General features: G+C 69.4%; 3 protein-coding genes and 1 pseudogene. All 4 read left to right on the top strand.

Annotated features, from left to right (window positions below):
- Positions 1–356, top strand: a pseudogene (locus ACR2JI_RS05405) (hypothetical protein); the annotation flags it as partial.
- Positions 353–1258 (top strand): PE-PPE domain-containing protein, encoded by a 906-nt coding sequence (locus tag ACR2JI_RS05400; protein ID WP_526388804.1) that lies wholly within the window; start codon positions 353–355, stop codon positions 1256–1258. The pseudogene ACR2JI_RS05405 and the gene ACR2JI_RS05400, both read left to right, overlap by 4 nt.
- 4 nt (positions 1259–1262) lie before the next feature.
- On the top strand, positions 1263–2777 hold the full coding sequence (locus ACR2JI_RS05395; RefSeq protein ID WP_526388802.1) for a metallopeptidase TldD-related protein: 1515 nt from the start codon (positions 1263–1265) through the stop codon (positions 2775–2777).
- A 34-nt stretch (positions 2778–2811) separates the two neighbouring features.
- A partial coding sequence (locus ACR2JI_RS05390; protein ID WP_526388800.1) for a metallopeptidase TldD-related protein occupies positions 2812–4004 on the top strand: 1193 nt, incomplete at its 3' end.

The raw sequence follows: 4004 nt of genomic DNA, 5'->3' as shown, positions 1-4004 counted from the left end.
GCCTTGACCCATGCCTGCATCTGGTGGAGGGTCTCGGCAAGACGTGCGACTCCTACACCGCAGCCGGTGTGCCCGCGCTCGGCTACGGCCAGCCCGCAGTACTGGGTCCCTACACCTGCACGGTGGACCCGTCGTCGGTCACCTGCACCGCCAACCCCTCCGGCCGCGGTTTCACGATCAACAACGCCGGCATCGTTCCCGCAGCGGTCATGCCGCCGCCACCGCCACCGGCTGCTCCGGCCCCGGAATCGACCGCGGTCGAGCCACCGCCCGCGCCACCGGTGGATGAACCGCTGATCGCTCCGCCCCCGGAGGACATGCCGCCGCCGGCCATGCCTCCGGTGCTCGGTTTGTGAAAGCCCGGATAGCGGCAACCGCCGCGGCACTGGCTGTTTCAGTGGTCGCCGGTCAGGCGCCGGCCGCATCGGCCGATACGGTTCTGACCCTCGAGGGCGGGATCGTCGGCTTGCAGCCGTGGTTCCACTTCACCCCGCTGCAACTTCAGGGTGACCTGTGTGCGGCGCCGAATCACTGCCAGCCGGTGAACTACTTCGCCATGCCGCTGGGGCAGAGGTTCAACGACCGGGGTGCTGTCACGTTGAATGAGGCCGTCGACGCCCTGCCCGCCGACCGAACCCCGATCGTCCTGTACGGGCACAGCCAGGGCGGTCAGGTCATCTACTCGGCGCTGCGCGGGTGGGCGGCCAACCCGGCTACCGCGCCCGATCCCGCCCGGGTGTCGTGGGTGTCGATCGGTAACCCGGAGAACACCTTCGGCGGCAAGGACCCCGACCCCATTCCGGCCGATTCGCCGTATCAGGGCACCGAGGTGATCCGCCAGTATGACGGCTGGGCGGACTGGCCCACCGACACCCGCAACCTGCTGGCTGTCATCAATGCGATCGTCGGTATGCGGACCGTGCACACCGACTACTTCACCGTCGACGTCAACGACCCGGCCAACATTCGATACTCCGCCGGTAACACCACCTACGTCTTCGTGCCCAACACGATGCTTCCGCTGGTGCAGCTGACCGGCCCGCTCGCACCCCTGCTGAACCCGGTGCTGGACCCGATCCTGCGCCCACTGGTCGAGGCGGGCTACCAGCGGCCGATCGGGCCCGTCGCGAGCCCGAATTCATCTGCGGCACAGCCGCGCAGCGCGCGCTCGGTGAGCCCGGTGCGCGCTACGAAGGCCGCTGCGAAACCGGCCGCAGCCGGACCTGCCCGGGCGGCGGCGCGCTCGCGGCTACGGTAGAGCGGTGACCCAGCGCGGTATCGACGACGACTTCCTCGCCCTCCCGCTGCACCGCCTGGCCGATGCGGCCCTGTCGGCCGCGCGGGCGGCCGGTGCCAGCTATGCCGATCTGCGCGTGCACGCCGTCACCACCGAGATCGTGCACCTGCGCGACGGCGAGTTGGAGTCGGCGGTGCTCGATCGCGATATCGGTCTGGCGGTGCGGGTCATCGTCGACGGCACCTGGGGCTTCGCCTCCCACGCCGGGCTGACGCCTGAAATCGCCGCCGACTCAGCCCGCCATGCCGTCGGTGTCGCGGTCACCCTGTCCGCTCTGAACGCCGAGCGCATCGAACTGGCCCACGAACCGGTCTACTCCGACGCCACCTGGGTGTCGGACTACCGGAGCGACCCGTTCGCGATCCCCTCCGCCGACAAGATCGCCCTGCTCGGCGAGTACTCGGGTCGGCTACTGGCCGCCGATGGCGTGGACCACGTGTCGGCGATGGTCACCGCGGTCAAGGAGCAGATGTACTACGCCGACACCTTCGGCTCCTCGATCACCCAGCAGCGGGTCCGCATCATGCCCGCGCTGGAGGCCGTCGCGGTGGACGCCGCGGCCGGCACCTTCGAGTCCATGCGCACGCTGGCCCCGCCCACCGGACGCGGCTGGGAGGCCGTCGCCGGCGATGACGTGTGGGACTGGAGTGGTGAGCTCGCCGAACTGCCCACACTGCTCGCCGAGAAGACCAAGTCGCCCAGCGTGGTCGCCGGACCCACCGATCTGGTGATCGACCCGAGCAACCTGTGGCTGACCATCCACGAATCCATCGGGCACGCAACCGAATACGACCGGGCCATCGGCTACGAGGCGGCCTATGCCGGAACATCATTCGCCACCCCGGACAAGCTGGGCGTGATGCGCTATGGCTCACCGGTGATGACGGTGACCGCCGACCGCACCGTCGACCACGGTCTGGCCACCATCGGTTACGACACCGAGGGGGTGGCCGCGCAGAGCTGGGATCTGGTGCGCGACGGGGTCTTCGTCGGCTACCAACTGGACCGGGTGTTCGCCAAACGGCTCGGCAGGGCCCGCTCCAACGGGTGTTCCTACGCCGACTCCGCCCATCATGTGCCGATCCAGCGGATGCCCAACGTGTCGCTGCAGCCCGGTGCTGCGGACCTGAGCACCGCGGACCTGATCAGCCGGATTGATGACGGCATCTACATCGTCGGAGACAAGAGCTGGTCGATCGATATGCAGCGGTACAACTTTCAGTTCACCGGCCAGCGGTTCTACCGCATCCGCGGCGGCAAGCTCGACGGTCAGGTGCGCGATGTGGCGTATCAGGCCACCACCACCGATTTCTGGAACTCGATGGAAGCCGTCGGCGGGCCGTCGACGTGGGTGCTCGGCGGGGCGTTCAACTGCGGCAAGGCCCAGCCCGGTCAGGTGGCGGCGGTCAGCCACGGCTGCCCGTCGGCGTTGTTCCGTCAGGTGAACGTGCTTAATACCCGTGAGGAGGCGGGCCGATGAACGTCAGTGAAGAGGCCAATTCGGGACGGGGTCGATGATCCCCGCCCAGGACGTCGTCGACCTCGCATTGGCCGCCGCCGCCAACTCCGGCCGCGCCGCCGAGACCATCGTGATCGTCACCGACCGCTCCGATGCGTCACTGCGCTGGGCGGGTAACTCGATGACGACTAACGGCGTTGCTACCAGCCGCTCCATCGCGGTGATTTCGATTGTCCGCCATGGCGATTCCGCGCACGTCGGCTCGGTGCGGTCCAGCGCGGCCGACCCGGCGGCGATCACCGCCCTGGTGGCCGCCGCCGAAGACGCCGCCCTCACCGCCCCGGCGGCCGGCGACAGCGCACCGCTGCTCACCGGCTCCGGTGAGCCCGCCGACTGGGGTGACCCGATCCCGGGAACCGGCGCGGGGGCGTTCGCCGAAGTGGCACGTGCGCTGTCGGTCGGATTCGGCCGCAGCGACACCCTCTACGGGTTCGCCCACCACATCGTGGAGACGACGTTCCTGGCCACCTCGACCGGCGTGCGCCGCCGCTTCGTGCAGCCGACCGGATCGGTGGAGATCAACGCCAAACGTGATGGCGCCAGCGCCTGGTCCGGTATCAGCACGCCATGGTTCCTCGACGTCCCGATCGAGGCGATGCTCGCCGAGCTGTCGCGGCGGCTGGCGTGGGCGCGGCGGTCCGTGGAACTGCCGGCCGGGCGGTACGAGACGCTGATGCCGCCGTCGACGGTGGCGGACATGATGATCTACCTGAACTGGTCGATGGAGGGCCGCGGCGCCCAGGAGGGCCGCACCGCGCTATCGGCCCCCGGAGGCGGGACCCGGGTGGGGGAGACACTCACCGCACTGCCGCTGACCCTCTACTCCGACCCGCACGCGCCGGGTCTGGAGTGCGCGCCGTTCGTGCACACCGCCTCCGGGTCGGAGCGAATATCGTTGTTCGACAACGGGATGGATATCGGCCGGGTCGACTGGATCCGGGACGGCGTCATCACCGCGCTGGCCTATCCGCGGGCGGCGGCCACCGAGTTCGGCACCAGCCCCGCGGTGCCCGCCGACAACCTGCTGATGACCGGTGGTAGCAAGGATCTGGCGGCGATGGTCGCGGCCACCGAGCGCGGACTGCTGCTGACCACGCTGTGGTACATCCGCACCGTCGACCCCACCACCCTGCTACTGACCGGTCTGACCCGGGACGGCGTCTACCTCGTCGAGGACGGTGAGGTCAC

The organism is Mycobacterium sp., assembly GCF_051006775.1.
Classification (GTDB): Bacteria; Actinomycetota; Actinomycetes; order Mycobacteriales; family Mycobacteriaceae; genus Mycobacterium.
The sequence above is the reverse complement of the archived record's forward strand: the minus strand, read 5'-3'. Positions and strand labels throughout refer to the sequence as shown.